Source organism: Sphingopyxis sp. SCN 67-31 (assembly GCF_001725095.1).
The window spans coordinates 1-5,361 of the sequence record NZ_MEFH01000194.1; the positions used below are offsets into that span (position 1 = coordinate 1).

At 63.9% G+C, this 5,361-nt stretch carries 6 protein-coding genes and 2 tRNA genes; 3 read left to right on the top strand and 5 right to left on the bottom strand.

Annotation, left to right across the window (positions count from 1 at the left end):
- The 3 genes from ABS88_RS23635 to cpdR form a co-directional block, all read right to left on the bottom strand.
- On the bottom strand, positions 1–428 hold a 428-nt coding region (locus ABS88_RS23635; protein ID WP_286750767.1), incomplete at its 3' end, for an NAD(P)-binding domain-containing protein.
- Positions 429–479: 51 nt separating this feature from the next.
- Positions 480–554: transfer RNA gene (locus tag ABS88_RS23640), tRNA-Val, on the bottom strand.
- 73 nt (positions 555–627) lie between these two features.
- Positions 628–1,005 (bottom strand): cell cycle two-component system response regulator CpdR, encoded by a 378-nt coding sequence (gene cpdR / locus ABS88_RS23645; RefSeq protein ID WP_286750768.1) that lies wholly within the window; start codon positions 1,003–1,005, stop codon positions 628–630.
- A gap of 217 nt (positions 1,006–1,222) precedes the next feature.
- Here cpdR and ABS88_RS23650 point away from each other — a divergent pair, with 217 nt between their 5' ends.
- On the top strand, positions 1,223–2,032 hold the full coding sequence (locus ABS88_RS23650) for an N-formylglutamate amidohydrolase (protein WP_286750769.1): 810 nt from the start codon (positions 1,223–1,225) through the stop codon (positions 2,030–2,032).
- Positions 2,033–2,213: 181 nt separating this feature from the next.
- Here the strand turns inward: ABS88_RS23650 and ABS88_RS23655 are convergent.
- Both ABS88_RS23655 and ABS88_RS23660 read right to left on the bottom strand, forming a co-directional pair.
- A tRNA-Pro gene (locus tag ABS88_RS23655) sits at positions 2,214–2,290 on the bottom strand.
- 106 nt (positions 2,291–2,396) lie between these two features.
- Positions 2,397–2,825, bottom strand: coding sequence for a JAB domain-containing protein (locus ABS88_RS23660; protein WP_286750770.1), 429 nt, complete (start codon positions 2,823–2,825; stop codon positions 2,397–2,399).
- Positions 2,826–2,956: 131 nt separating this feature from the next.
- On the opposite strand from ABS88_RS23660, the gene thyA reads away from it, so the two are divergent.
- Both thyA and ABS88_RS23670 read left to right on the top strand, forming a co-directional pair.
- Positions 2,957–3,892 carry a thymidylate synthase gene (gene thyA, locus ABS88_RS23665; protein WP_286750771.1) on the top strand — a complete coding sequence of 312 codons (936 nt, stop codon included), beginning with the start codon at positions 2,957–2,959 and terminating at the stop codon, positions 3,890–3,892.
- Positions 3,893–3,986: 94 nt separating this feature from the next.
- Complete coding sequence (locus ABS88_RS23670) at positions 3,987–5,282, top strand: 3-methyl-2-oxobutanoate dehydrogenase (2-methylpropanoyl-transferring) subunit alpha (protein WP_286750772.1); 1,296 nt, start codon at positions 3,987–3,989, stop codon at positions 5,280–5,282.
- The last annotated feature ends 79 nt before the right edge of the window (positions 5,283–5,361 follow it).

A 5,361-nucleotide genomic window follows, 5' to 3' on the forward strand; every position in this document is an offset into this window, starting at 1 on the left:
CCCGGCGGGTTGCCCGTGAAGGTCATCGCCGGATGGATAGCGGCCGTCAGCCAACCCGCATCGCGCAGCGGCGCCAGAGGCGCGGCTCCGCTGCGGCCGCTGACGTGGAAAACGAAAGGCGAGGACGGCGTCTTGGATGCTTCGGCCGCCAACGTGGCCACGATGCCGGAAAGGGCGTCATCGGCAACGGCGATCGCAATCGCATCGCATGTTTGGACGAGTGCCCCAAGGGTGGGGGTGGTTTCGATGCCATCGACTTGCCGCTCCGCTTCGGCCAGTTGCTCGGGCGAACGTCCCCATAGCAAGGGCGGTTCGTGCGACGCGGGCTTCAGTCCGAGCGCCAAGGCGCGCGCCACGCGGCCCGAGCCTACGATTCCGATCCGCCGAAATATGTCGATGTTCATGATGTCTGCGATACGGCAGATCATGGTCTGCCGCCACCCGGCGAAGGGATCAGGGCCAATCGAAAGGGAGGAAAATGGTGGGCGTGGCAAGGATTGAACTTGCGACCCCTGCGATGTCAACACAGTGCTCTACCACTGAGCTACACGCCCACACGTTTTGGGGTGACGCGCCCCTTAAAGGCCTCGGCGCAGGCTGGCAAGCCCTTCGCGCGCAAAGTTGAAATTATTGTTGGTTGCTGCGATCGGCGCGGCCGAAAAGCATATCGACCTCGCGCACCAGATCCTTGAGGTGAAAGGGCTTGGACAGCAGCTTGGCTTGCGGGACATTCTCTTCGGCGCGCAGCGATACCGCCGCGAATCCGGTGATGAACATCACCTGCGTTTGCGGCGCCGCCTTTGCGGTGTGCTGCGCCAGCTCGATACCATCCATTTCGGGCATCAAGATGTCGGAGAGGAGCAGGTCGAATGTGCCCGAATCGATATAGGGGACCGCTTCGGTGCCGCGGTCGACCGCGGTCACATGATAACCCGCGCTGGTCAGCGCCCGCGCCAGATATTCGCGCATCACATCATCATCTTCGGCGAGCAAGATGCGGATCATCGTAAAATTCTGCCCCTGTCTTCCGGCTGTGCCCGATCGTGTAATCGCGCGTACCGCACCCCTCGAATGAAACTGTGTCATAGCGGGAGAGATTTAACAAATTCCCGCGCCGCTGGATTCGTCGGCGCTTTTTTGCCACGCTCTCTCATCGATGCCCCACCGCACCCTTCCGCCCGCCGCAATCGCGGTCCAACGTCCCGACGCGCCAGGCTCCGTCGTGGTGTCGATCCCGCATGCCGGGCGCCTCTATCCGCCTGAAATACTTGCAGCGGCGCGCGTGCCGATCGCCGATCTCGAGCGGCTGGAGGATCGCTGGTGCGATGTCATCGCGGCGGGTGCGGTCGAGGCCGGCGCGACGGTGGTGCAGGCGCTGTGGGCGCGCGCGGTCGCCGATTGCAATCGCGGCGAGGGGCAGATGGCGCCCGCCGAGGTCGCAGTGCCGCTTCGCGCACAATTTTCGGCGCCGGGCCGCAAGGAGCGCGCCGGGCTGGGCGTCGTGCCGACGCGGCTCGCCGACTGCGGGACATTGTGGAAACGTCCGATCGACCGGGCCGCGCTGCACTGGCGTCTCGAATCGCTGCACCGGCCCTTTCACGCTGCAATTGCCGAAGAACTCGCTGCGGCGCGGGATCGCTTCGGGCACGCCATTCTGATCGACCTGCACAGCATGCCCTCGATTCCGTCCGGACAGCCAGGTCATGGGGCGCGCATCGTGATCGGCGACCGCTTCGGCACGTCCGCGGGCGAGTGGCTGTCCGATCTGCTTCTCGACAGTGCCGCACGGCTCGGCGTCGCCGTGACGCGCAACCAGCCCTATGCGGGCGGGCATATCGTGCGCACGCACGGGCGACCGCTGGCGGGCGTCCACGCGGTTCAGATCGAAATCGACCGGAGCCTCTATCTGCACCCCGACAAGAGCGTCGATGCGGCCCGTTCGGGCGCGCTTGCACGCTGGTTCGCCGGCCTGATCGATGGGGCGGGGCAAATGCGTCCCGATGGCGACATGCTGCCGCTGGCCGCCGAATAAAAAACCACCTCGTACCGGAGTACGAGGTGGCCAGGGTCCAGGGAGGACGCACCCACGTCCGCTAGGACGAGGCGCTCGCCGCGATGGAAAGGGGGAAAACCATGGCGGCGTAGGATCAATTTAGGATGGGTCGCGACACGTTACAAGACGCGTCTGTGCAAAATCTGCAGCAATGCGAAACTGGTCGGGGAGAGAGGATTCGAACCTCCGGCCCCTGCCTCCCGAAGACAGTGCTCTACCAGGCTGAGCTACTCCCCGACCGATCTCTGGCGCCGGCGGACCGGCGCGAGGGCAGGGCGGTCCTCTAGACGCGCCTTTTCGGAACTTCAAGCGCCAATCGGCAGCTTTGGCGATATTCGCCGATTTAGAGCAATTGCGCGCGGCGAAAGCTGAAATGGCCATGATCGACGAAGATCAGATGATCGGTCAAATCGACGGCGATTCGGCGGAGAAAATCCATCGCCTCGCCGGTTGCGGCCAGATCGGCTTCGCTCGGGTAGGCGCAGCCCGACGGGTGATTATGCGCCATCAACACGGTCGCGGCGCCCCGGCCGATCAGCCGGTGCCAGCAGGCGGGCGCGATCGTGCAGCGGCCGTCGATACCGCCTTCGCAGCATTCGATCCGCATCAGGCGTCCGAAGCCGTCGAATCCGGCGAGGATCAGTCGCTCGCGGTCGGCGGGAAACTCGGCGCGCAGCAGATCGCGGGCAACCGCATCCTCCGCGCCGCGATCGACGAAGCCGCTCAGCGTCGGGCCGTCGAAAGGGCGGGCAGGAGGGAAAGCGAGCGCCATTGCCGAAATCTGCGCTCCAGGGCCGTGCGCGCCAAGCCGGGACTGGGCCGAAACGGTGCGAGGTCGGGCGGGGCGCTTGCGGGCCGCGTCGCTGCCGCCTAGCAAAGAGGCCGCAATGCCGGGAGCGAGTCTTGTCCGAATCCATCCATTATGAACTTCAATATCTCGACCTGATGCGTCGGATATGGACCGAAGGCGATGAACGCGTCGACCGCACCGGGGTCGGGACGCGCTCGCTGTTCGGCGAGACGATGCGCTTTTCGCTGCGCGACGATGCCATTCCCTTGCTCACAACCAAGCGCGTCTACTGGAAAACGGCACTACGCGAGCTGTTGTGGTTCCTGACCGGCGACACCAATATCCGACCGCTCGTTGCGCAGGGCGTCCGCATCTGGACCGACTGGCCGCTCGAGAAATATCGCCGCGCGACGGGCGAGCAGATCGACGCCGAAGCGTTCGAGGCGCGGATCGTCGCCGATCCTGATTTCGCGGCGGCGTGGGGCGATTTGGGGCCGGTCTACGGTCATCAGTGGGTCAATTGGCCGCGCTATGAGCCGGCGGGCGAGGGCCTGTTCCGCCGCGCGGAACAGGGGCACAACCAGATCGCCGCGCTGATCGCTTCGCTCCGCAACAACCCCGGATCGCGCCGGCATATCTTCACCGGCTGGAATGTCGCCGATCTCGACCGCATGGCGCTGCCGCCCTGTCACATGACCTATCAGTTTCATGTGCGGAGCGACGGCGGACTGTCGTGCCTTCTGTTCCAGCGGTCGTGCGACCTGGGCCTGGGTTTTGCCTTCAACATATTCGAAGCCGCGCTGCTGACGCGGATGGTTGCGGCGCAATGCGGCCTTCATGCCCATGAACTGGTGTGGACCGGCGGCGACGTCCATCTTTACCTCAATCACGCAGAGCTTGTGGAGCAGCAGCTTCGGCGCGTTCCATCGGGCGCACCGCGATTGCGCATCCTTCGGCAGGCTTCGAGCATTTTCGATTATGCGTTCGACGATTTCGCGGTCGAGAATTACGCCCCGCAGGCGCACATTTCCGCGCCCGTCGCGGTCTGAGAGGCCGACATTGCATTGCTATGCAGGAAGTAATAATATGTCGTCCAATTGAAATATAACGGCGCGGCGATTCGCGCCCTGAAGGGACGAAGATATGCCCGAAACGCATCGGCGCCCGGCGAGCAATCTGCCGCCGCTGTCGCTCCATATTCCCGAACCCCGCTATCGCCCCGGCGACACGCCCGACTTTGGCGATATCGATGTTCCGGCGGTCGAGGCGACCCCGCGTCCGGGCGAAGCGACCAAGCCCGATGCGATGCGCGACATGTGCTACGGCCTCGTCCGCGTGCTCGATTTCGACGGGCAGGCGAAGGGCGCGTGGGATCCCAAGCTCAGCGCCGAACGGCTGCGCGCGATGCTGCGCTACATGATGCTCGTCCGCGCCTTCTATGACCGCATGTTCCGCGCCCAGCGCCAGGGCAAGACCAGCTTTTACATGAAATGCACGGGCGAGGAGGCCACCTCGGTTGCCTCGACGATGGCGATCGACCGCGCCGACATGTGCTTCCCCAGCTACCGCCAGCAAGGCATATTGATCGCGCGCGATTACCCGCTGATTCAGATGATGAACCAGATATATTCGAACCGCGGCGACCATCTGCTCGGGCGACAGTTGCCGATCATGTATTCGGCGCCGGAGCACGGATTTTTCAGCGTTTCGGGCAATCTCGCGACGCAATATCCCCAGGCGGTGGGCTGGGCGATGGCATCGGCCTCGAAGGGCGACAACCGCATCGCCACCGTCTGGTGCGGCGAAGGGTCGTCGGCCGAAGGCGATTTCCATTCAGCGCTGACCTTCGCGACCGTCTATAATGCGCCGGTCATCTTCAACGTCGTCAACAATCAGTGGGCGATTTCCAGCTTTTCGGGCTTTGCCGGGGGTGAGCGGACGACCTTTGCGGCGCGCGCGGTCGGCTATGGCATCGCCGGCCTGCGCGTCGACGGCAACGACCCGCTTGCCGTCTATGCCGCGACTTTGTGGGCGGCTGACCGGGCACGGACGAATAACGGCCCGACGCTGATCGAACATTTTACCTATCGCGCCGAAGGCCACAGCACCTCCGACGACCCGAGCGCCTATCGCGCCGCGCAGGAAGCGAGCGCATGGCCGTTTGGCGACCCGATCGCGCGCCTGAAGCAGCATCTGATTGCGCTCGGTGAGTGGGACGATGCGCAGCATGATGCGTTGCGCGCCGAACTCGACGAGCTGGTAAAGACGACCCAGAAGCAGTCGGAAAAACTCGGAATTCTGGGTCACGGAATGCATCAGCCGTTCGAAACGATGTTCGAGGATGTCTTCGAGGAAATGCCCTGGCATCTCAAGGAGCAATGCGATCAAATGCTGGCCGAACAGGAAAAGAAGTTCGGCCCCAATTGGAAGCCCGAATGATGGCCGGCGAAACCCAGACCAAGACGATGAACATGATCGAGGCGATCAACAGCGCCATGGACATCATGCTCGAACGCGA

Coding starts and splice junctions, on each gene's coding strand:
- cpdR (WP_286750768.1), bottom strand. CDS start 1,005: ATGATCCGCATCTTGCTCGCCGAAGATGATGATGTGATGCGCGAATAT.
- ABS88_RS23660 (WP_286750770.1), bottom strand. CDS start 2,825: ATGGCGCTCGCTTTCCCTCCTGCCCGCCCTTTCGACGGCCCGACGCTG.
- ABS88_RS23670 (WP_286750772.1), top strand. CDS start 3,987: ATGCCCGAAACGCATCGGCGCCCGGCGAGCAATCTGCCGCCGCTGTCG.